This window comes from Streptomyces sp. NPDC055962, assembly GCF_042270185.1.
Classification (GTDB): Bacteria; Actinomycetota; Actinomycetes; order Streptomycetales; family Streptomycetaceae; genus Streptomyces.
Genome location: NZ_JBHJYN010000002.1, coordinates 1076063 through 1097296, shown reverse-complemented (window position 1 = coordinate 1097296; position 21234 = coordinate 1076063). Strand labels below are relative to the sequence as shown.

General features: G+C 71.3%; 19 protein-coding genes and 1 riboswitch. Of the genes, 4 read left to right on the top strand and 15 right to left on the bottom strand.

Annotation, left to right across the window (positions count from 1 at the left end):
- Window positions 1-199: 199 nt before the first annotated feature.
- From ACFC51_RS10170 to ACFC51_RS10155, 4 genes are all read right to left on the bottom strand, one after another.
- Window positions 200-691 (bottom strand): DUF5304 domain-containing protein, encoded by a 492-nt coding sequence (locus tag ACFC51_RS10170; protein ID WP_376378620.1) that lies wholly within the window; start codon window positions 689-691, stop codon window positions 200-202.
- Window positions 692-771: 80 nt separating this feature from the next.
- Entirely contained in the window at window positions 772-1953 is a 1182-nt protein-coding gene (locus ACFC51_RS10165) for an ArsA-related P-loop ATPase (RefSeq protein WP_376527942.1), read from the bottom strand.
- Window positions 1954-1957: 4 nt separating this feature from the next.
- Window positions 1958-2407, bottom strand: a complete 450-nt coding sequence (locus ACFC51_RS10160; RefSeq protein ID WP_073747652.1) for an SRPBCC family protein — start codon at window positions 2405-2407, stop codon at window positions 1958-1960.
- A 120-nt stretch (window positions 2408-2527) separates the two neighbouring features.
- Window positions 2528-3337, bottom strand: a complete 810-nt coding sequence (locus ACFC51_RS10155) for a metallophosphoesterase (RefSeq protein WP_376378614.1) — start codon at window positions 3335-3337, stop codon at window positions 2528-2530.
- A gap of 280 nt (window positions 3338-3617) precedes the next feature.
- Between ACFC51_RS10155 and ACFC51_RS10150 the strand changes: the two genes are divergently transcribed.
- Entirely contained in the window at window positions 3618-5414 is a 1797-nt protein-coding gene (locus ACFC51_RS10150) for an AMP-dependent synthetase/ligase (protein ID WP_376527939.1), read from the top strand.
- A 128-nt stretch (window positions 5415-5542) separates the two neighbouring features.
- Here ACFC51_RS10150 and ACFC51_RS10145 read toward each other — a convergent pair whose 3' ends face one another.
- Window positions 5543-6685, bottom strand: a complete 1143-nt coding sequence (locus tag ACFC51_RS10145) for a glycosyltransferase family 4 protein (protein WP_376527937.1) — start codon at window positions 6683-6685, stop codon at window positions 5543-5545.
- 77 nt (window positions 6686-6762) lie between these two features.
- On the opposite strand from ACFC51_RS10145, the gene ACFC51_RS10140 reads away from it, so the two are divergent.
- Complete coding sequence (locus tag ACFC51_RS10140) at window positions 6763-8019, top strand: glycosyltransferase family 87 protein (protein ID WP_376527934.1); 1257 nt, start codon at window positions 6763-6765, stop codon at window positions 8017-8019.
- Here the strand turns inward: ACFC51_RS10140 and ACFC51_RS10135 are convergent.
- The 5 genes from ACFC51_RS10135 to ACFC51_RS10115 form a co-directional block, all read right to left on the bottom strand.
- The gene (locus ACFC51_RS10135) at window positions 7976-9229 is read right to left on the bottom strand and encodes a hypothetical protein (RefSeq protein ID WP_376527932.1); all 1254 of its coding nucleotides are present in this window, start codon (window positions 9227-9229) and stop codon (window positions 7976-7978) included. The two genes, ACFC51_RS10140 and ACFC51_RS10135, sit on opposite strands and share 44 nt — an antisense overlap.
- Window positions 9230-9245: 16 nt before the next feature.
- On the bottom strand, window positions 9246-10268 hold the full coding sequence (locus ACFC51_RS10130) for an NlpC/P60 family protein (RefSeq protein ID WP_376380966.1): 1023 nt from the start codon (window positions 10266-10268) through the stop codon (window positions 9246-9248).
- A gap of 248 nt (window positions 10269-10516) precedes the next feature.
- A complete protein-coding gene (locus tag ACFC51_RS10125; protein ID WP_376380976.1) occupies window positions 10517-11542 on the bottom strand; it encodes an NlpC/P60 family protein in 1026 nt (341 codons plus the stop codon).
- Window positions 11543-11837: 295 nt separating this feature from the next.
- Window positions 11838-13199, bottom strand: a complete 1362-nt coding sequence (locus ACFC51_RS10120) for an NYN domain-containing protein (protein WP_376380969.1) — start codon at window positions 13197-13199, stop codon at window positions 11838-11840.
- Between the two features lie 37 nt (window positions 13200-13236).
- Complete coding sequence (locus ACFC51_RS10115) at window positions 13237-13479, bottom strand: hypothetical protein (RefSeq protein ID WP_014156692.1); 243 nt, start codon at window positions 13477-13479, stop codon at window positions 13237-13239.
- Window positions 13480-13649: 170 nt separating this feature from the next.
- Between ACFC51_RS10115 and ACFC51_RS10110 the strand changes: the two genes are divergently transcribed.
- Together ACFC51_RS10110 and ACFC51_RS10105 are read left to right on the top strand one after the other, a co-directional pair.
- On the top strand, window positions 13650-14399 hold the full coding sequence (locus ACFC51_RS10110) for a rhomboid family intramembrane serine protease (protein WP_376380973.1): 750 nt from the start codon (window positions 13650-13652) through the stop codon (window positions 14397-14399).
- Window positions 14396-14677, top strand: a complete 282-nt coding sequence (locus ACFC51_RS10105) for an Lrp/AsnC family transcriptional regulator (protein ID WP_033303376.1) — start codon at window positions 14396-14398, stop codon at window positions 14675-14677. Before ACFC51_RS10110 ends, ACFC51_RS10105 begins: the two co-directional genes overlap by 4 nt.
- 81 nt (window positions 14678-14758) lie before the next feature.
- On the opposite strand, the gene ACFC51_RS10100 is transcribed toward ACFC51_RS10105, so the two are convergent.
- From ACFC51_RS10100 to ACFC51_RS10080, 5 genes are all read right to left on the bottom strand, one after another.
- Window positions 14759-16135 (bottom strand): aminotransferase class V-fold PLP-dependent enzyme, encoded by a 1377-nt coding sequence (locus ACFC51_RS10100; RefSeq protein WP_376380996.1) that lies wholly within the window; start codon window positions 16133-16135, stop codon window positions 14759-14761.
- A gap of 181 nt (window positions 16136-16316) precedes the next feature.
- Window positions 16317-16434, bottom strand: a riboswitch (SAM riboswitch).
- An 84-nt stretch (window positions 16435-16518) separates the two neighbouring features.
- The gene (trpD, locus tag ACFC51_RS10095) at window positions 16519-17583 is read right to left on the bottom strand and encodes an anthranilate phosphoribosyltransferase (RefSeq protein ID WP_376380993.1); all 1065 of its coding nucleotides are present in this window, start codon (window positions 17581-17583) and stop codon (window positions 16519-16521) included.
- Window positions 17584-17703: 120 nt separating this feature from the next.
- A complete protein-coding gene (locus ACFC51_RS10090; protein ID WP_376380990.1) occupies window positions 17704-19329 on the bottom strand; it encodes a cytochrome bc complex cytochrome b subunit in 1626 nt (541 codons plus the stop codon).
- Window positions 19326-20378 (bottom strand): Rieske 2Fe-2S domain-containing protein, encoded by a 1053-nt coding sequence (locus ACFC51_RS10085; protein WP_376380988.1) that lies wholly within the window; start codon window positions 20376-20378, stop codon window positions 19326-19328. Before ACFC51_RS10085 ends, ACFC51_RS10090 begins: the two co-directional genes overlap by 4 nt.
- Window positions 20375-21184, bottom strand: a complete 810-nt coding sequence (locus tag ACFC51_RS10080; RefSeq protein ID WP_376380985.1) for a c-type cytochrome — start codon at window positions 21182-21184, stop codon at window positions 20375-20377. The genes ACFC51_RS10085 and ACFC51_RS10080 overlap by 4 nt, the downstream gene beginning before the upstream one ends.
- Window positions 21185-21234 lie beyond the last annotated feature (50 nt).

The following is a 21234-nucleotide window of genomic DNA, read 5'->3' as shown; positions in this document are numbered from 1 at the left end:
CCGTACCCGAGCCGGGGACGGGTATTTCCTGCCCAGGGTCAGACCGACCGGTACATGGGGGGTGGAAGAAGGAGCGGGGGTGGGTGCGTGCAGCTGCAAGGCGGAGGATTGAGGCATGGCGGAGCCATGGTGATTGACGACAACGCCGCAGATGTGCGTGCCCACCCCCGCGACGCCGCCCTCCATGTACCGGTCGGTCTCAGTCCAGGTCGATGTGTTCGCTGCCGCCGGTGCCCTCGTCGCGCGGGTCGGAGGGGTCCTCGGCCGCCTTCTTCCCAGGACCGGGGGTGCTTCCGGCGCCGCCCGAGGTACCTCCGGCGCCCTCGCTGCCCCGGGTCCAGCGGCTCTCCTGGCCCTCGACGGCGGAGCGGTAGGCGGCCAGGAGTTCGTTCCCCGCGGCGGCGAGATGGTCGAAGAGTTCCGGATTGCGCTCGATGACGGGTTCGACGGCGGACCTGGCCTGCCGGATCACCTGCTGGACGGTCCCCTGGGCGGCCATGCCGAGCAGGGGCGACTGGAGGGAGGAGACCTTGTCGGCCACGGCGTCGATCAGCTTGCGGAGCTCGTCGGCGGCGGAACCCGGCTGCTGTCCGTACTGGGCCCGTCGACGGGCCTTCTCGGCCTCGAAGTCCTCGGCGCAGGCCTCCGCCCACGCGTCGTCGTCGACGGGACGATCGGTGGCTTCACTCATGGCGGACTCCTGCGACGCGGTTGCCTGCGTGGCCGTGCGAGCCACGTACTACCGACGTTACCCGAACGGTGGTACGCCGTTCATTGTGTCCGGGGCCAGAGCGCGGGGTCAGGTGTGAACCGGACACGCAGGACCCCGTCGGTCAGCGCGGCACCCGAGACGGTGCAGCGGCGCAGCGCGGACTCCAGGCGCACGATCCGGTGGAACGGACCCGCCGTGAGCAGCAGTTCGTCGCCGCGCCGTACGAGCCTGAGGTCCTGCTTGGACGCACCGGGCAGGGGCAGGCACCAGGCGATGACGCCGTCCCCGGCGTCCTCGGTCCACCAGGGGTCCCCGGCGTGTCCCGGCTCCCGGTGGTCCGGTGCGCAGGCCCCGGCGAGCAGGGCCAGGTCCTCGGCGGTGCGCGGCTCGCGGCCGAGGTGGGGCGTCTCGCGCACGGGTGTCGCGGGCGCCCACTGCTGCTGCCAGTGGTCCAGGCACTTCTCCTGGCCGGCGGCGAGATCCGCGAACCAGGGGTCGCCGGAGTGACGGGGCAGGACCTTGGTGGCCACGAGGGAGTCGACGCGCAGGCCGTGCAGGGCGAGTCCCGTGCGGGCGGAGCTCAGCGCCTCCCCCGCGGCCTCACCAGGTTCCGCCACGAGCCGCACGGTGGTCGCGTCGTCCTCGATCAGCGCCTCGACGGCGGCCAGTTCGGCGTCCTTGCGGGCGGCGGCCTCGTAGAGCCACTGCGCCGGCATGGGGACGCCGGCGAGCTGGGCGAGCACCGGGCGCAGAGCGCGGGCGGCCTGGCGTTCCCGGGGCAGGAGCCTGCGGAGGTAGCGGCGCAGCTGCCCGGGCAGCGCGAGCAGGGCGAGGGCGTCGGTCAGCGGAGGCAGGTCGACGACGAGGACCTCGTAGCCGTGCGCGGCCCAGTCGCCCTCGGCCGCCCGTCGCAGGGTGTGCAGCACGGCGAGCTGTGCGCTGCCCGGCAGTTCGGTGAGTTCCTCGCCGTCGAGCCGGTTGGCGCCGAGCAGGTCGAGCACCCCGGACGCCCGGTCCTGGAGTTCGAGGAGCTCGGCCCGGAAGTGCGCGGCGGAGTCGATGCGGACGCAGTCGAGCCGCTCGGCGGCCCCGACCGGTCCGGTGCCCGCGGGGAAGGCGGGAACCGCGTCGGCCGAGACCAGGAGGGTGCGCCGGCCGTCGTGGGCCGCGGCCAGCGCGGTCGCCGCGGCGACGGTGGTACGGCCTGCGCCGCCGGGGCCGGTGACGAGGACCGTACGCACGGGATCAGGCCTTCGGGACGGACTCGACGCGCTTCTTCAGCCCGGCGAGGGCGCGGTCGATGATGACCTTCTCGGCCTTGCGCTTGATCATGCCGAGGAGCGGGATCTTCACGTCGACGGCGAGCCGGTAGGTGACCTCGGTGCGGTCGCCGTCACCCAGGGGCGCCAGCGCGTAGCTGCCGTCGAGGGCGCGCAGCATCTGGGACTTGACGAGGGTCCAGCCGACCTCGTAGGGGCTGTTCCAGGTGTAGGCGAGGACGTGGTCGTCCTTGATCGCTCCGGCGTCCAGGACGAGGCGCACCTGTTCGGCACGGCCCTGGTCGTCGGTGGCCAGGATCTCGGCCTCCTTCACCTCGCCCGTCCATTCCGGATAGCGCGCGAAGTCGGCGATCACTCCCATGACGTCGGCCGGTGCCGCCTCGATCGTGATGCTCGAGCTGGTGTGTTCAGCCATCGCCGTGGCCCTCCAGTGCGGTGTACCGGTCGCGTTCGGCAGAGGCCTGCCGTGTGCAGGCTATCGCGTGCGGCCCGCCCTCCCGTCCGCGCCCCGGCCCGCGGGCACCGGCCGTGTCGCTCACCACTCCAGGGCCCAGGGCCTGCCGGTCGAGGCGAAGTGGCCGACGTTGACGCACTCGGTGACGCCGATCCGCATCCTGCGGACCAGCGGCTGGTGCACATGGCCGAAAATCGCGTAGCGGGGCCGGGTGCGGTGGATGGCGTCGAGGATCGCGCGGCTGCCGCGTTCGAAGCGCCGGGCCACGGTGTCGTACGTCAGCTCCGGGACGTCCGGCGGGATGTGGGAGCAGAGGACGTCCACGGGGCCGAGGGCCTCGACCTTCGCGGCGTACTCCTCGTCGCTGATCTCGTACGGGGTGTTCATGGGGGTCCTGAGCCCGCCCCCGACGAAGCCGAAGACCCGGCCGCCGATCTCGACCCGTTCGCCGTCCAGCACGGTGGTACCGGAATTGGCGTACTCGGGCCAGAGCGTCGGCACGTCGACGTTGCCGTACGTGGCGTATGTAGGGGTGGGCATGACCGCGAACATCTCGGTGTACTGCTTGCGTACGGCGGACAGGATCGCCGCGTTGCGGTCCAGACCCGCCCACAGCTCGCGCCCGAAGGCGCGCGCCTCCTCGAAGCGGCGCGCGGTGCGCAGCTCGACGATGCGGTCGGCGTTGGCCACGCCGAACAGGTCGGGGAAGATGCCGCGCGAGTGGTCGGCGTAGTCGAGGAAGAGGACGAGGTCCCCCAGACAGATCAGGGCGTCCGCGCCGTCGCCGGCCCGCGCCAGCGCCTCCGTGTTCCCGTGCACGTCGCTGACCACGTGCACGCGTGTCCGTCGGGTGGGGGTTGTGTGCTGATCGTGCGGTGTGCCGGCTCGCATGGGGATCACCCTAGGTCTCCACTCGCTGCTCTGGGTAGAGGCCGCCGGACCTGCGATTACTTCCGGATCGGGACACGGGTGGACTAATGTGCGCCGAAGGACCACCGATATGTGTGATGCATAAGACATCTGGCCGGATCCCCCTTTCCGGAACCGAGTACCGGTGGGTAACGTCCGGCCAGTCCAGTCGTGCTCACCCCACTGAGCATCTGCCAGTCTTGGACCGATCCGGTACGTCGCACAGAGCCGTGGAACCGGAGCCCGATGAGGAGCAGCAGTCTTGCGCGAGTTCAGCCTTCCGGCCCTGTACGAGGTCCCTACGGACGGCAACCTGACGGATCTCATCCGCCGCAACGCCGCTCAGCATCCCGACGTCGCGGTGATGAGCCGGAAGGTGGCCGGCGTCTGGACGGACGTCACGGCGACCCGGTTCCTCGCTGAGGTCAGAGACACCGCCAGAGGCCTCATCGCGTCCGGCATCCAGCCCGGCGACCGGGTGGCGCTCATGTCCCGGACCCGCTTCGAGTGGGTCCTGCTGGACTTCGCCATCTGGAGCGCGGGCGCCGTCACCGTGCCGGTGTACGAGACCAGCTCCGCCGAGCAGGTCCAGTGGATACTCGGCGACTCGGGCGCGGTCGCGGTCGTCGTGGAGAGCGACGCACACGCGGAGTCCGTCGCGTCCGTGCGTGACCGGCTCCCCGGTCTGCGGCACGTCTGGGAGATCGACCGGGGCGCCGTCGGCGAGCTCGTGGCGGCGGGTGCCGGGGTCTCGGACGAGACCCTGGACCTGCGCATGGTGAGCGCCAAGGCCGACGACCCGGCGACGATCGTCTACACCTCGGGTACCACCGGCCGCCCCAAGGGCTGTGTGCTGACGCACCGCAGCTTCTTCGCGGAGTGCGGCAACATCGTGGAGCGGCTGAAGCCCCTGTTCCGCACCGGTGAGTGTTCCGTCCTGCTCTTCCTCCCCGCCGCGCACGTCTTCGGCCGGCTGGTCGAGGTCGCCTCGGTGATGGCCCCGATCAAGCTCGGCTGCGTGCCGGACATCAAGAACCTCACCGACGAGCTGGCCTCCTTCCGGCCGACGCTCGTCCTCGGTGTGCCACGCGTGTTCGAGAAGGTCTACAACTCGGCGCGCGCCAAGGCGCAGGCGGACGGCAAGGGCAAGATCTTCGACCGCGCCGCCGACACGGCGATCGCGTACAGCCGCGCGCTGGGCACCCCGGAGGGCCCCTCGGTGGGTCTGAAGGTCAAGCACAAGGTCTTCGACAAGCTCGTGTTCAGCAAGCTGCGGGCCGTGCTCGGCGGCCGCGGCGAGTACGCGATCTCCGGCGGTGCGCCGCTGGGCGAGCGGCTCGGCCACTTCTTCCGCGGCATCGGCTTCACGGTGCTCGAGGGCTACGGCCTGACCGAGACCTGTGCCGCGACGGCCTTCAACCCGTGGGACCGCCAGAAGATCGGCACGGTCGGCCAGCCGCTGCCCGGTTCGGTCGTGCGGATCGCCGACGACGGCGAGGTGCTGCTGCACGGCGAGCACCTGTTCACCGGGTACTGGGGCAACGAGACGGCGACGGCCGAGGCGCTGGCCGACGGCTGGTTCCACACGGGCGACATCGGCACGCTCGACGAGGACGGCTACCTCGCGATCACGGGCCGCAAGAAGGAGATCATCGTCACGGCGGGCGGCAAGAACGTCGCCCCCGCGGTGATCGAGGACCGCATCCGCGCACACGCCCTTGTCGCGGAGTGCATGGTGGTCGGCGACGGGCGGCCGTTCGTCGGCGCGCTGCTCACCCTCGACGAGGAGTTCCTCTCCCGCTGGGCCGAGGAGAACGGCAAGCCGGCCGGGTCGACGGCGGTCTCCCTGCGTGAGGACCCCGACCTGCTGGCCGAGGTGCAGCGCGCGGTGGACGACGGCAACGCTGCGGTCTCCAAGGCGGAGTCCGTGCGCAAGTTCCGCATCCTGGCGGCGCAGTTCACCGAGGAGGCCGGTCACATCACGCCCTCCCTGAAGCTGAAGCGCAACGTCGTGGCGAAGGACTTCGCGGACGAGGTCGAGTCGATCTACCGCGGCTGAAGCCCGGACACCTGCGACGGAGGGGCCCGCACCGTGACCGGTGCGGGCCCCTCCGTCGTACACGCGGGCGCCGCGGGCCCTTCATGGCCGTGTCCGGACCCCTCGTCGCGCCTGCGGTCCGCGGACGCTCAGAGCAGGGCTTCGAGCTTCCCCGCGAGCAGGTCCCAGCGCCACTTCTCCTCGACCCACGCCCTGCCCCGCTCCCCCATGCGCGAGCGCAGCATCGGGTCCTGGAGGAGAGTGACGATCCGGTCGGCCGACTCCTCGGCGGAGCCGCCCCGGACCACCCACCCGGTCTCGCCGTCGAGCACGGCGTCCGGGGCGCCCCCCGAGTCGCCGGCCACGACCGGCAGCCCGGTCGCGGACGCCTCCAGGTAGACGATGCCGAGGCCCTCGACGTCGAGCCCGCCCCGCCGGGTGCGGCAGGGCATGGCGAACACGTCGCCGGCGCCGTAGTGCGCGGGCAGCTCCTCCCAGGGCACCGGCCCGGTGAAGCGCACCGAGTCCTGGACGCCCGTCTCGGCGGCCAGCTTCTTCAGCTGCCCGGCGTACGGGCCGCCGCCGACGACCAGCAGGACGGCGTCCGGCACCCGCGCGAGGATCGCGGGCATGGCGAGGACGAGGGTGTCCTGGCCCTTGCGCGGGACGAGCCGTGACACGCACACGACGACGGGCCGCTCGGTGAGGCCGAGCCGCGCCCTGACCCGGTCGCCGCCGGAGTCCGGGCGGAAGGTCTTCTCGTCGACGCCGGGCGGCAGCTGCACCATGCGGCCCGCGGCCGCCGGGGTGAGCGCGGCCGCGATCCTGGAGCGGGTGTACTCGCCGAGGTAGGTGATCGTGTCGGTGCCCTCGCCGATACGGCGCAGCAGCTGCCGGGACGCGGGCAGCTGCGCCCAGCCGGCCTCGTGGCCGTGCGTGGTGGCCACGATCCGGCGGGCACCGGCCCTGCGCAGCGCGGGCGCCATCAGCCCGAGCGGCGCCGCGGCGCCGAACCACACGGAGGAGCAGCCGTGTTCACGCAGCAGCCCGGCGGCCCGGCGGGTGACGCGCGGGGTGGGCAGGAGCATCGTCGTACGGTCGCGCACGACGGTGAAGGGCTGCTCGGCGTCGAAGGCGGCGGTCGCCTCGGCGCCCTCGGCGCCGCGCTTCCAGGTGGAGGCGTAGACGACGAGCCGCTCGGGGTCCATGCGCAGCGCCATGTTGTGCAGGAATGCCTGGATGCCGCCGGGGCGGGGCGGGAAGTCGTTCGTCACGATCAGCGTCTTGTCCATCGCCGCCGACAGTACCGGGCGTCCCGACGGCCCTGCCTGACGGCTCCCGCACAGCCGGGGCCTGCATCATGACGGGCATGACAGGTACGAGTGGCCGGGGAGGCCGGGCTCTGTCCCTCGCCGTGTGGGGCCTCACCCGGGCGGTGCTGCTGCTCTGCGTCTTCAAGGTGTTCACAGTGCCGGGGCCGGACGTCACCAGCGACGTCTCGGCGATCTACCGGGGCTGGTACGAGGTGCTGCGCGCCGGCTCCTATCCGCTGGACGACGTCACCTGGCAGTATCCGCCCGCGGCCGCGCTCGCCGTCCTCTCCCCGGATCTGCTGCCCTTCCTGGAGTACGCCTCCGCCTTCTTCGTCCTCGTCCTCCTCTGCGACGCGCTGGTGTTCGGTCTCCTGCTGTACGCGGGCAGCCGTACGGGCGGTCGCACGGCCGGCGTGTGGCTCTGGGTGGCGGGCGTGCCGCTGCTCGGACCGACCGTGTACGCCCGGTACGACCTGATGGTGACGGCCGTGGCGGTGGCCGCGCTGCTGGCCGGGGTGCGGCACCCGAGGGTGCTGGGGGCACTGGCCGCCTTCGGCACCCTGCTGAAGGTGTGGCCGGCGCTGCTGCTGGTGGGCACCGCCCGGGGCAGGGACACGCGCCGCTCCTGGTCGGCGGCGGCGGTGACGGCGGCCGTGCTGGTCCTGGCGTCGGCGGTGGCCCTGCCCGGGGCGTTCGCCTTCCTGACGTTCCAGCGGGACCGGGGGCTGGAGATCGAGTCGCTGGGCGCGCTGGTCTTCCACGTGGCCCGGCGGTTCGGCTGGGAGGGCCGGGTGGAACTGCGCTACGGCTCGATGGAGTTCGCCGGCCCGCACGTGGCGCTGGTGAGCACGCTGGCCCTGGCCCTGAGTGTGTTCGCCTTCGGCTGGCTGCTGCTGTGGCGGCTGCGGGCCCGGATCTCCGCCGTGCACACCCCGGCGGACGCGGCCTTCACCGCGGTGCTGCTGTTCACCGTGACCAGCCGGGTCATCAGCCCCCAGTACATGGTGTGGCCGCTCGGCGTCGGCGCGGTCTGCCTGGTGTTCCGGGGCAGCCGGATGGCGCTGCCCGCGTGCCTGGTCCTGCTGGCCACCGGCGTCACGCTGCTGGAGTTCCCCCTCGGCTTCGCGCACGTGGTGGCGAGCGACGCGGAGGGCGTGGCGCTCATGCTCGTGCGCAACGGTCTGCTGGCCGTGGCGGCGGTCGGCGCGGCCCGGCGGCTGTGGCGGGACACCGTGCCGGGGGCGCGGAAGGGGAGCGGGACGGAGCGGATCAGCCGAGCAGGGCGCTCAGATACTCCCGCCAGCGCGCCGTGAAGTCCTGGGGCGTGATGCCGAGCACCGTGTGCATGGCCTGCTCCACGGCCCCGTCCCGCTCCGAACGGCTCCCCACGGCCTCGTAGAAGGCGATCAGCTTCTCCTCGCCCCAGTCCCGCGCGATCAGCTCGCAGGCCAGCCAGCCGCCCTCGTAGGCCCGTGAGAGCTTCTCCGCGTCCTCGCCGAAGCCGAACTCCTCGTCGGCGGGCAGTTGGGCGGGCAGGTCACCGCGGCGGACCGCCTCCGCGAGCTCCGGTGCCAGCTCCGCGGCCGTACGGCTCTCCCCGCGGTAGGCGGTCCGGTCGGCGAAGCCCTCGGAGAGCCAGACAGGGGTGGCGGCGGAGGTGTGCGCCCGGGTCGCCACATGGGTGGTCTCGTGGGTGAGGACGACCCGCTGCCCGAAGTCGCCGAGCATCCCGTACGCCTGGGGGTTGACGATCACCCGGTCCGCCGGCGCGCTGCCGCTGCCTCCGACCTTGCCGGTCGTGACGGCGGCTATGCCCCGGTAGCTGGCCGCGGGTGAGTCGAGGAGCCCCGCCATGTCGTCCACGGACCGGGGGACGAGCACCACGACCCGCCCGGCCCAGGGATCGGGCCAGGCCTCCGTGACGGCGGGTACGGCCCGGTCCGCGGTGGCCGCGATCCGGTGCAGCTCGTCCGTCTCCCGCCCGACCCCGAGGACCAGGCTGTGCGTGCCCCGTACGACCTCGACGTCGCCCTGCTGCCAGAGCTGGGCCGGGGCACCGTCGGCGGCCCTGTCCGCGGCGACGTACCAGGTGCTGTCCTCGCCGCGACGGACCAGCTCCACGGTGCGGGAGGAGGACACGGGTGCCCGGTCGTAGCCCTCGATGCGGTAGCGCAGCTCGACCTCCGCGGTGACCCGGTCCGCCCCTTCCCCGGTCACGTCCTTCACCTCGTACGCCCATGACTCCAGGGGTACGTCGGCGAGGTTGTGCAGTTCGGTGCGCTGGGCCGCCCGGAAGGAGGCGGCCCGGGGGTCGAGCGCGGCCAGGTAGGCGCCGGTGTCGTGCTCCATGACTGCCGCGGCCCTGCGGTCCAGGGTGGCCGCGACCTCCTGGACGGTGGTCCCGGTGGTGGTGTCCCGGGGGCCGGAGCAGGCGGGCGCGAGCAGCAGGGCGACGAGCACGGCACCCGCCGTGCCCCGCCTGCGGGTGCGCTCCCGCCGCGCGTCCTGCGTCCGAACAGCCATCCAGCCGATCGTACGGTCAGACGCGGGTGACCGAGGAGACGGGCATCATGCCGACGGGGTCGTAGCGCACCGGGGCGCCGGGGTAGGGGGCGTGGATGACCTGGCCGTTCCCGGCGTACATACCGATATGGCTGGCGTCCGCGCGGTAGGCGACCAGGTCTCCGGGCCTCGCCTGCGAGAGCGGCACCATGCGGCCCGCGTACCGCTGTGCCTGCGAGGTCCTGGGCAGACCGACACCGGCCTGTGCGTACGCCCACTGCATCAGCCCCGAGCAGTCGAACCCGGAGGGCCCGTTGGCGCCCCACACGTACGGGCGGCCCAGGGCTCCCCGGGCCGCCATGAGGGCCGCCAGACCGCGTGCGGAGCCGGCGGCCTCGGCGCCGAGCGCCGTGCCGGGGCCGGAGCGCGACGCACGGCCGAGGGACGCGCGGTCGGGGGCGGGCAGCGTCTGCAGCAGCTGGCGGGCCCGGGCCAGCTTTCCCTCCACGGCACGCTTGTGGCGTGCCACGGAGGCCCGGTCGCGTTCCATGGCCGCCAGTGCCCCGGCGGCCTCGGCGCGGACCTGGGCGATCCTGCGCTGGGCCCGCTGGAGCTTGCCGAGCGTCATGGCGCGTCGCTCTCCGGCCCGGTCCAGGGCGGCGGCCCGGTCCAGGAAGCTGTCCGGGTCCGAGGAGAGCAGCAGCGCGACCGAGGGATCGATGCCCCCGGAGCGGTACTGCGCGCCCGCCATCGCACCGAGGGAGTCCCGCATGCGGTTGACGTCCTCCTGCGTCCGGGCCGCCGAGTCCTGAGCCGCGGCGAGCCGGTCGCGCTGCCGTACGAGGCTCTCGCGTGCCGCGTTGAACTGCTCGGTGGCGCGCTCGGCCTCCCCGTACAGCCGGTCGACCGCGGCCTTCGCCGTCTCGTGGGTGTCCTCCGGCACGGCGCCGGCGGGCGCTGCGTTGAGGGTGGCCGCCGCGGTGGCCGCGGCGGCGGACAGGACGGTGGCCCGGACGCCACGGTTGAGGCCGGGCCGGGTGGGGCGGCGATGCGACACCACAGGAAGCCGCACTCCCTTCCGCTGTACGCAGACGTGCGCAGCCCCTGCCGCCCAGGGAGGGCGGACCGACGACCGGGAGCTGCGCGGCAGCGCAGACAGTAACCGCACGGCTACGCACCGGCCAAAGGCCACGCCGGTACCCGGCAGGAGGTGAACGGGACGGGAAACGACGGCGCCCCGCCGGTGACCTGTGGTCTCCGGCGGGGCGGGGTGTCGTCGCGGGGTGCCGTGATTCGCCCGTTCGGGCGTCAGGGGCGCACGCCGAACTGGAAGGTGCCCATGTAGTCCATCGATTCGTAGCGGACCACGGCGCCGGGCTTCGGGGCGTGCAGGATCTGGTTGTTCCCCGCGTACAGACCCACGTGCGAGGTGTTGTTGAAGAAGACCAGGTCGCCCGGCTTCAGGGCGCTGCGGCCGATGCGCGGGCCGTCGTTGATCTGGGTGTACGTGGTGCGGGTGAGCTGGACACCGGCCTGGGCGTACGACCACTGGGTCAGGCCCGAGCAGTCGAAGGAGTTGGGGCCGGTGCCGCCGGAGACGTACGGCTTGCCGAGCTGCGTGGCGGCGGCCTGGAGGGCCGCGGCACCACGGGCGGACGCGGGGACCTCGTTGCCGAGTTCGACCCGGTCGCCGGCGGCGCGGCTGGCGCGCTGCTCCTGCTCCGCCATCTTGGCGCGCTCGGCGGCGGTGAGGGTGTTCAGGAGCTTCTGGGCGTCGGCGAGCTTGCCCTGGTACTTCTGCTTGTTCTCGTTGAGCGTCTTGCGGACGTCGGCGAGGTCGCTGAGCTTGGCCTGCGCCTCCTTGCGCTCCTGCGCGAGGGTCCGCTGCTTCGCCTGGATCTTCTGCAGCGACTCGGCCTGCTTGGCCGTCAGCTGGTCGAGCGCGGAGGCCTGGTCGAGGAAGCTGTCCGGGTCCGAGGAGAGCAGCAGCTGGACCGACGGGTCGAGACCGCCGGAGCGGTACTGCGCGGTGGCCAGCGAACCCAGCTCGCCGCGCAGGGCGTTGAGCTCGTCCTGGCCGCGGGCGACCTTGTCCTGGAGCGCGTCGGCCTGCTTCTTGAGCTTGTCCTGCTGCTCCTTGGCGCCGTTCGCCTTCTCGGTGGCTTCCTCGGCCTCGTGGTAGAGCTTGTCGACCTTCGCCTTGACCTCGCTCTTGGTCGGCTTGGGGTCGGCGTGGGCGGCCTGGGAGGTGAGGGCCACGGCCGCGGCGGCGGTCGCGGTGAGCACGGTCACACGGGTGCGGCTCGGCTGCTTGGGACGACGGTGGGACGCCACGAAGGCGAGCTCCTTCTTCCTCGAGCCGCCTACCGGGTTGTGGGGGACACGGACGGACCCCGGCTCCGTGCAGGTCACGGACTCGGCGGTTCCTTCGCTGTCACCCCGGGTGGGCAATCAACCGTGCGAAGGTTCGAGGCCTGACCCTAGTGACCATCTTGTGATCAGTTCAAATCCTCACAAGGAAAATCTCGTCACATCAGGCACTTCTTTACTTTCATCACACTGCGTGTAGTGGAGACTTGACGGTACGTTCCAGAAATTCCGGCAAGTCGCCCATGCCTCACAAGACGCGTCAGACGCGCGAAAGGCGCTTCAGGAGCAAGGCGGACGCGACCGGCCTCGCCCCCGCCTTCGCCACCCCGTCGGCGACCTCGCGGTCGGTGGAGACCACCACGACGGGTCTGCCCGGCGGTTCCGCGCGCGCGAGTTGACGGATCAGCTCGTCCGCGGTGACCCCGGCCTTGCTGAACAGCACACGGACGCCGCGCGGCGGCGCGAGCAGGACGGGAACGGCCAGCTCGGCACCGTCGAAGACACAGGTCATCTCCGCGCCGGTCTGGGCCGCGAGGACGGAGAGGCCCCCCAGGAGGCGCAGCCTCTGCTTCTCCAGCGGCATCTGCGGATAGCCGGTCTTCGTGACGTTGTAGCCGTCGACGATCAGATGCGCCTGAGGCAGGGCGAGCAGTTGGTCCAGGAGCGCCGGATCGGTCTCCGAAAGAGCCCTGGCCGCAATGTCCTTCGGCGACATCCGGCCGGGTTCCACCGCTTCGACGCCGTCCGCGGGGCGGATCGACGAGGGCGGCAGGGCCAGCTCACGGCGCAGCCCCTGGGCCGCGTCGAGCACGGTGTCGAGCAGCAGCCGCAGCCGCATGTCCTCGACGGACCGTCCTTCCCTGGCGGCCCTGCGGCCCGCTTCGACGGAGGCCTCCGCCTCGGCCAGTCGGGCCTTGAGCCGGCGGGACTCGCTCTCGGCCGCGGAGACCTGGGCCGCGGCCTCGGCCCGTACGGCGTCGAACTCGGCGCCTGCCTTGCGCAGGGCGGCCTCCCCGCGCTTCACCTCGCTGAGCGCGCTGCGCAGCTTGCGGTGCAGGGAGTCGGCCTCCTTACGGGAGGACTCCAGCTCCGAGCGCAGCCGTTCGGTGTCGGCCTTGGTCTGCCCACGGGCGTGGTCGAGCTCCTCACGCAGCCGTTCCAGCTCGCGCCTGGTCTCCTCGTCCGCCCGCTCGGCGTGCGCCCGCTGGACCTCCTCGCCCGCGGCGGCGACCAGCTCGGCCCAGCCGGCGGGACGCAGCACGTAGGCGGCCGCGGCCACGTCGACCGGGTCGGCGGCGGCGGGCGGCGCACCGGACGTGAGGGCTTCGGCCAGCTCCGGCTGGGTCTGGCCGACGCGCTCGCCGATGCGCCGCCGGAAGGCGGGATCGCTCTCCAGCGCGGCGGCCATCGCGTTACCCGCGAACTTGGCCCGCCTGGTCGGTGTGAAACGGGCGTACTGCCGTAGCTGGGAGGGGAGTTCGCCGACGGTCAGACCGCCGAAGGCGTCCGAGACCAGCGCCACCACCTTGCGGCGTACGCCTTCGGGCAGCGGACGGTCGAGCGACTCCGCGGTGCCGTCGGCCGGTCCGGCCGGTCCGGCGCCGCCTGTCGGCTGCTCCACCATCCATCACCTCAATGTGTATGTCCGCACGGCCCCGTCAGGAGTCGGCACCCGGCCTGTCGACCAGCTCGATCTGGTCCACGGCGTTGCACCAACGACAGCGCACCGACTCGATGGTCTCACTGACCACCTCGCGCTCCTCGACACTCGACTCCCCGGCCAGGTCGAGATGCACGTACTCCACGACCTTCGAGGAGCGCGTCACATCGAAACGGGTCAGGTTGCCGCAGAGCGTGCAGCGCCAGCGGGTCCCGTCCGTCGGCTGGGGAACCGTCGTCATCGTTGCGTCCTCTTTCGTCGTTCGTCGAGTCTCGTGCGTGCCCAGGTCTTCGATCTCGCGGTGCGCCGTCGAACTGCGGATGTCCTGCCGCAACCCTACGGCCTTGCGCATACCCATCGACACGGCGAGGCGGTCTGTCCCGTTCTCGCCGGGTGCGTCATGCTCTGTACGTGATCGATCGGCGGCAGGTCCACTGGCGGGAGCGCGCCCGGGAGCTCGGGGCCGCGGCCTCGGCGGGCGGCGCCCCGGTCACGTACGGGATCGTCGCGCTCTGCTGCGCGGTGTTCCTGATCAGCCCGCTGTCCGGGTTCCGTCCCGTCCGGGGCGGCGCCGACGCCCTCCTGGCCGCTCAGGCCGGGTACTTCGAGCAGTGGGGTGTGATCCCCAGCGAGCTCATGGAGGGCTCGGCGCACGCGGCGCTGACCCCGCTGACCGCGCTCTTCGTGCACGGCAGCTGGCTGCACCTGCTGGGCAACCTGCTCTTCCTCCACGTCTTCGGCGCGATGACCGAGGAACGCATGGGCCGCGCCGAGTTCACCTTCTTCTACCTCGCGTGCGGCTACTTCGCCCTGGTGGCCTACGCGGTGGTCCACGCGGGCTCCGACCAGACGCTGGTCGGGGCGTCGGGGGCGATCTCGGCGGTGCTCGGCGCGTTCCTCTACCTCTTCCCCCGGGCCCGTGTCACCAGCCTCTTCCCCTTCCTCTTCTTCCTCCCGCTGCGTTTCCCCGCCTGGATCGTCCTCGTGTTCTGGTTCGTCCTGCAGTGGCTGGCGGCGCAGAGCGCGGGCAGCGGCCCGGGCGTGGCGTACCTCGCCCACGTGGCGGGGTTCGCGGCCGGGTTCCTCTACGCCTGGGGCCGGTTCCGGGGGACTAGAGTGAAAGCTCCAGCCACGGCCACCGAGGGAGAAAGACAGCCGTGATCACCGCGATCGTGCTCATCAAGACCAGCGTGGACCGGATTCCGGAGATCGCCGAGGCCATCGCCGCGCTGGACAGCGTCAGCGAGGTCTTCTCGGTCACCGGTACGTACGACCTGATCGCCATGGTCCGGGTGGCGCGGCACGACGATCTGGCCGATGTCATCCCGGGCCGGATCAGCAAGATCCAGGGCGTGGAGGCGACGGACACCCATGTCGCGTTCCGCACCTACTCGCAGCACGACCTCGAGGCGGCCTTCGCCATCGGCCTCGACGCCTGAGGGCTCCTTGCGCGTACGGCTCAGGCGGGGGACGGGAGGCATGCTGCCTCCCGTCCCCCGCCTGAGCCGTCTCCGGGCCGGTCAGACCTGCGCGGCACCCCGGTCGGGCACGCAGCGGCCCTCCTCGGTGCGGTAGGTCCAGCGGGCGCCCTTGCTCACCAGTTCCCGGACAGCCCCGACGAACCGCTCGATGTGCTCGTCCGGGGTGCCGGCGCCGAAGCTCACCCGGATGGCGTTGAGGGACCTCTCCCCCGGCGCCGCCTCCGGGGCGCCGCACTCACCCGGGTCCTGGGGCTCGCTGCCCAGCAGCGTCCGCACCAGCGGGTGGGCGCAGAACAGTCCGTCGCGCACCCCGATGCCGTACTCGGCAGAGAGCGCCGCGGCGAAGTGCGAGCTGTTCCACCCCTCGACGACGAAGGAGATGACGCCGACCCTCGGGGCGTCGTCGCCGAACAGCGAGAGCACCTTGACCTCCGGGACACCGGCCAGCCCCTCGCGGACACGGGTCACGAGCTGCTGCTCCCGTGCGACCAGCCGGTCGAAGCCCGCCTCGGTCAGGGCCTTGCAGGCGGCCGCGATGGAGTAGACGCCGATGACGTTGGGCGATCCGGCCTCGTGGCGGGCCGCCGTGGTGTGCCACTCGACGTCCACACCGCCGTCGGCACGCCGGGCGACCTTCCGGGAAGCTCCGCCGCCGGCGAGGTAGGGCTCCGCTGCCACCAGCCAGTCGGCCCGGCCCGCGAGCACGCCCGAGCCGAAGGGGGCGTACAGCTTGTGGCCGGAGAAGGCGACCCAGTCGACGTCCAGCTCGGCGATGTCCACCGGGTGGTGGGGCGCCAGCTGCGCCGCGTCGAGCACGATCCGCGCGCCGTGGGCATGGGCGGCGGCGGCCAGTTCCTTCACCGGCCAGAGCTCTCCGGTGACGTTGGACGCGCCCGTGACGCAGACCAGGGCGGGCCCGTGGGGGTCACGGCCGGCGAGCGCCCGCTCCAGGGTGGCGACCGCCTGGTCCGGGGTGCGCGGGGCGTCGAGGTAGGTCACCCGGGCGTCGCGCCAGGGAAGCAGCGAGGCGTGGTGCTCGGTCTCGAAGACGAACACCTGGCAGTCGGCGGGCAGCGCGGCCGCCAGCAGGTTCAGGGAGTCGGTCGTGGAACGGGTGAAGACCACCTGGTCGTCGGCCCGGCAGCCGAGGAACTCCGCGACGGTCACGCGGCTGCTCTCGAACAGGTCGGTGGAGAGCTGCGAGAGGTAGCCGGCCCCCCGGTGCACGCTGCCGTAGTAGGGGGCGTAGGCGGCCACGTCGTCCCACACGCGCCGGAGGGCCGGGGCGCTGGCCGCGTAGTCGAGGGCGGCGTAGGTGACGTCTCCGCCCGTCACGAGCGGAACGGTGACATCGGCACCCAGAACCGGCAGAGGGGCACAAACCGACTGGTCGACGGCAGCGGTGGAGACAGACATGGCGAACTCCCGTAAGAGGCAGGCGAAATCCTCGCACCGGCGGTCCGACAGGACACGGCAGCAGCACGGGGACAGAAGAAGTGGGTGCGCGAAGGGGGGCGTCCAGCCCTATCGCATTCGCTTGCTCACAAGAGGCTCCCTGGGACCAGGACCCCAAGGGGTGGCATTCGAGATGCCGAGGGGCCCGCGCTTGCCACAGACCTCGCTGCCTGCGGCCTGGTCTTCACCCGGGGCACCCCGCCACGGACGGAGGGTTGCCGGACAGCGGGCCGGGGCCGTAGTCGCTGTCACTCATGACCTGCGCAGCATCTTGCCATACCCGCGACGACGCGCAAGGGCGCAGTCCGCGATCCGGACTGCGCCCTTGCTCACACCGTGCGCCCTCAGGCGTTGCTGGCGGCCACCCAGCGCTCCAGCGCGCGCTTGGCGGCGCCGGAGTCGATCGACTCCGCCGCCCGCGCGATCCCCGCGGCGAGCTGCTCGTTCAACGTGCCCTCCCCCGGGTCCAGGGCGACCAGCGCGGCAGCGGAGTTGAGCAGCACAGCGTCCCGTACGGGGCCGTGCTCGCCGTCGAGCAGCCGGCGGGCCACGTCCGCGTTGTACGAGGCGTCCGCGCCGCGCAGGGCCTCGACGGGGACCAGGTCCAGGCCGACGTCGCGCGGGTCGAAGGCCTCCTCGCGGACGGCGCCGTCACGCACGATCCAGACCCGCGAGGTCGCCGTGGTGGTCAGCTCGTCCAGGCCGTCGTCGCCCCGGAAGACGAGCGCCGAGTTCCCCCGGGCCGCCAGTACGCCCGCCACGATGGGCGCCATCTTCACGTCGGCGACCCCGATGGCCTGGGAGCGCACCCGGGCCGGGTTGGTGAGCGGGCCCAGGATGTTGAAGGTGGTCTGCGTGCCGAGCTCCTTGCGTGCCCTGGCCGCGTACCGCAGGGCCGGGTGGAACTTCACGGCGAAGCAGAAGGTGATGCCGGCCTCCTCGGCCACCGTCACGACGCGCTGAGGTGTCAGGTCCAGGTTGACGCCGAGCTTCTCCAGGACGTCGGAGGCCCCGCTCGCCGAGGAGGAGGCCCGGTTGCCGTGCTTGACGACCTTCGCGCCCGTCCCCGCGACGACGATCGCGGACATGGTGGAGATGTTGACCGTCTTGGCCATGTCGCCACCGGTCCCCACGATGTCGACCGTGCGGCCGGGCACGTGGATGGTGTGGGCGTGCTCGTACATGGCGCGGACCAGTCCGGTGACCTCGCCGACGGTCTCGCCCTTGGCGCGCAGCGCGACCGCGAAGCCGGCGATCTGCACGTCCGAGGCCTCACCGCTCATGATGCGGTCCATGGCCCAGGCGGTGTCGTCCTCGCTCAGGTCCTCACCGCGCAGGAGGGGAGTCAGCACGCCGGGCCAGGTAGGGGCCGCCACGCTGTCGCCGCCGTCCGGGGTCACAACGTTCATGGTCCGCTCCTGGGGTCCACAGCCGGTACAAGAATGCCTCCACCCTATCCAGCCCCGGGGACAGCGAAGAGCCCCGTCCATCGGATGGACGGGGCTCCTGCTGTGGCGTTCAGCTGGTGATCAGTGGTGGCCGTGGCCCTCGGTGATCTCCTTGTACTCCTCGACGGTGGGCTTGGCGATCTGGTTGTCCTCGCCGTAGTAGCTCTGGCTGAGCCTGGCCCGCAGCTTCCGGAGAGCCGACGGCTTGCGCTCGACACCGTTCTCGTCGACCGTCGGGCCGATCTCGAGGGGCTTGTACTGCTCGTGCGCCGTGAGCGTGTGCAGCTGCGCCGGGCTGAGCGGCTCGTGGATCTCCACGAACTCACCGTGCGGAAGGCGCTTGATGGTGCCGGACTCGCGCCCGTGCAGCACCTTCTCCTTGTCGCGGCGCTGGAGGCCGAGGCAGATCCGGCGGGTGACGACGAACGCCACGACCGGGCCGACGAAGAAGGCGATCCGCACGAACCAGCTGATCGCGTTGAGCGACAGGTTGAAGTGCGTCGCCCAGATGTCGTTGCCGCCGCCGATCAGCATGACGAAGTAGATCGTCACCCAGGCCACACCCAGACCGGTGCGGGTCGGAGCGTTGCGCGGACGGTCCAGGATGTGGTGCTCGCGCTTGTCCCCGGTGATCCACGACTCGATGAACGGGTAGAGCGCCAGGGCCGCGAGGATCACACCGAACAGGACCAGCGGGATCAGCACGCCCAGGACCAGCGTGTGGCCCCAGAGGTTGATCTCCCAGCCCGGCATCACACGGACGAAGCCTTCGGCGAACCCCATGTACCAGTCCGGCTGGGCGCCCGTGGACACCTGGTCGGGACGGTAGGGGCCGAGCGCCCAGATCGGGTTGATCGTGGCGATCGCCGCGATGATCGCGATGAAGCCGAAGACCAGGAAGAAGAACCCGCCGGCCTTGGCCGCGTACACCGGCAGCACGGGCATGCCGACGACGTTCTTGTTCGTACGGCCCGGACCCGCGAACTGCGTGTGCTTGTGGAAGACGACCAGGATGAGGTGGCCGACCACGAGCCCGAGCATGATGCCCGGCAGCAGCAGGATGTGGATCGAGTAGAACCTGGCGATGATGTCGCCGCCGGGGAACTCCCCGCCGAACAGGAACATCGAGATGTACGTGCCCACGATCGGCATCGACAGGATGGCGCCCTGCGTGAAGCGCACACCCGTGCCGGAGAGCAGGTCGTCCGGGAGCGAGTAGCCGGTGAACCCGGTGAACATGCCGAGGACGAACAGCAGGAAGCCGAACAGCCAGTTGATCTCACGCGGCTTGCGGTACGCGCCGGTGAAGAACACCCGGAACATGTGCACGAACATGCCGGCGAGGAAGATCACCGCTGCCCAGTGGTGGATCTGCCGGACGAGCAGCCCACCGCGGACGTCGAAGCTGATGTCCAGCGTCGAGGCGTAGGCCTCGGACATGCGGATGCCCTGCATCGGCTCGTAGGAGCCGTGGTACACGACCTCGTTCATGCTCGGGTGGAAGAACAGCGTCAGGTACACACCCGTGAGGATGATGATGATGAAGCTGTAGAGGCAGATCTCACCGAGCATGAAGGACCAGTGGTCCGGGAAGATCTTGCGCATGTAGCCCTTGGCCAGGCCGTAGACGCCCAGCCGGCCGTCCGCCCAGTCGGCCACCCGCTCACCGGCGGGCGCCTTGCGCTTTGTTTCCGTCGCAGTACTCATCCGCGCTCCCAGAAGGCAGGACCGACGGGCTCTTCGAAGTCACCGAGCGCCTCGAGGTTGCCCTCGCTGTTCACGCCGATCCGCAGCTGTGGGAGGGGGTGACCGGCCGGACCGAAGATGACGCGGGCGCCGTCGGAGAGGTCGAAGGTGGACTGGTGGCACGGGCAGAGCACGTGATGCGTCTGCTGCTCGTACAGGCTGATCGGGCAGCCGACGTGGGTGCAGATCTTGGAGAAGGCCACGATTCCCTCGTGGGCCCACTCGCGCTCGCGCTTGTCCTTGATGTTGTCCGGCTCGATGCGGATGATCATCAGGGCGGCCTTGGCGATCTGCGTCTGGAAGTCGTGCGCGTCCTCCTCCAGGCCCTCGGGCATGGCGAAGGTCAGCGAACCGACGACGACGTCCTCGGGACGCAGCGGCTCCATGGTGTTCATGTTGACGAGCTGCTTGCCCTTGGCCCACAGGGTCGAGCGGAGCTTCTTCTCCGGCAGCGGACCGAGGTCGCGCAGCAGCACCACACCGGAGAGCGGCACCAGGGCCAGCGCACCGAACATGGTGTTGCGGATCAGCTTCCGGCGTCCGAGCGCGGACTCCCGGGCACCGTCCGCGAAGTCGGCCAGGACCTGCGCCTTGACCTCGGGGGTCGCCTCGATGGGGTGCCGCTCGTCGACCATCTCCACGTCGGACATCAGGGTGCGCGCCCAGTGGACGGCGCCCGCGCCGATGAAGAAGAGCGCCAGCCCCAGGGTCAGGCCCAGGGAGAAGTTGAGCGCGCTCACATGGCCGAACGGCCAGATGAAGACGATCTTGTCGACCGGGAAGATGACGTAACAGGCGATGAAGCCGATCGTCGCCAGCATGGACAGCGAGAACATGAACGCGACGGCCCGCTCGGAGCGGTCGGCGGCACGTTCGTCGATGTCCTGGATGCGCGGCTTGTGGGCCGGCATCCCGGGGTTCGCGAACGGGTCGTTCGCACCCTCCACCGCGCCGTGCGCGGTGCCCTGCTCTACCGGCAGGTTCTCTTCTGGAATCTGTTGGCTACTCATGACTTCTTGGCCTTAGCGGTGTGGGCCGCGACCCATACGGCGATGGCGACCAGGCCGCCCAGGCCGAAGATCCAGCCGAAGAGACCTTCACTGACGGGGCCGAGGCCACCGAGCGAGAGCCCGCCGGGGGTCTCGGACTCATTACCGTTGACGGTCTTGATGTACGCGATGATGTCTTTCTTCTCCTGCTCCGGCATGGTGCTGTCCGGGAAGGAGGGCATGCTCTGCGGGCCGGTCTGCATGGCCTCGTAGATGTGCTTCGGGCTCACGCCTTCGAGGCTCGGGGCGTACTTGCCCTTCGTCAGGGCACCGCCCTCGCCGGTGAAGTTGTGGCACTGTGCGCAGTTCGTGCGGAACAGGTCGCCGCCCTTGGCCACGTCGGCGCCCGAGGGGTCGACCTGGCTCTTGGTGGGCGTGATCGGACCGGCGCCCAGCGACGAGACGTACGCCGCGAGCTGGTCGATCTCGGCCTGGTTGTAGATGACCTTCTTCTTCGGGACCTGGGCGCCCGGCTGCTGGGCCGGCATGCGTCCGGTACCGACCTGGAAGTCGACGGCGGCGGAGCCGACGCCCACGAGGGACGGCCCGTCGGTGGTGCCCTGACCGCCGGATCCGTGGCAGCTTGCGCAGCCCACGGAGTAGAGCTTCTTGCCCTCGTCGATGGCGAGGGACTGGGCGGTTTCGTCGGCCTGCGCCTTACCCGCAGGCGCGAACGCGGCGTACAGCCCCCCGGTAGCCGCCAGCGCGAGGAGTAGTACGACGACCGCCGCCAGCGGATGGCGTCGTCGTGCGGAGAGCTTTTTCACGGATTACCCCGGTGTCAGGATCTTCTGCGTCGATGATGGGCGGGTGCGAG